Genomic DNA, 292 nt, shown 5'->3' with positions numbered 1-292 from the left:
ATATAGAATTGGAATGACGACGTTATTTACCAGCCGAACTCTGACTTCATAACCACTTTCTGAAGGGATTAATTAGATGACAACTGTGCTCTGCTTTGGTGATTCAAACACCTGGGGATACTCGCCGGATCTGCCGCGCCGATACTATGAAAACGAGCGTTGGCCTATGCTATTACAACAGCACCTTTCGCCACATTATCGCATCATAGAAGAAGGGCAAAACAGCCGCACTACAACACTAGAAGACCCATATGCTCCTGGGAAAAAAGGGCTAGATTATCTTCTTCCCTGC

Annotated in this window: 1 pseudogene; it reads left to right on the top strand. The window is 45.5% G+C overall.

Annotated features, from left to right (window positions below):
- Positions 1-76 precede the first annotated feature (76 nt).
- Positions 77-292 (top strand): annotated as a pseudogene (locus AB4585_RS29040) (G-D-S-L family lipolytic protein); the annotation flags it as partial.

This window comes from Vibrio sp. 10N.222.49.C9 (assembly GCF_041474985.1).
Taxonomy (GTDB): domain Bacteria; phylum Pseudomonadota; class Gammaproteobacteria; order Enterobacterales; family Vibrionaceae; genus Vibrio; species Vibrio crassostreae_C.
This window is presented reverse-complemented; position numbering and strand designations above follow the sequence as displayed.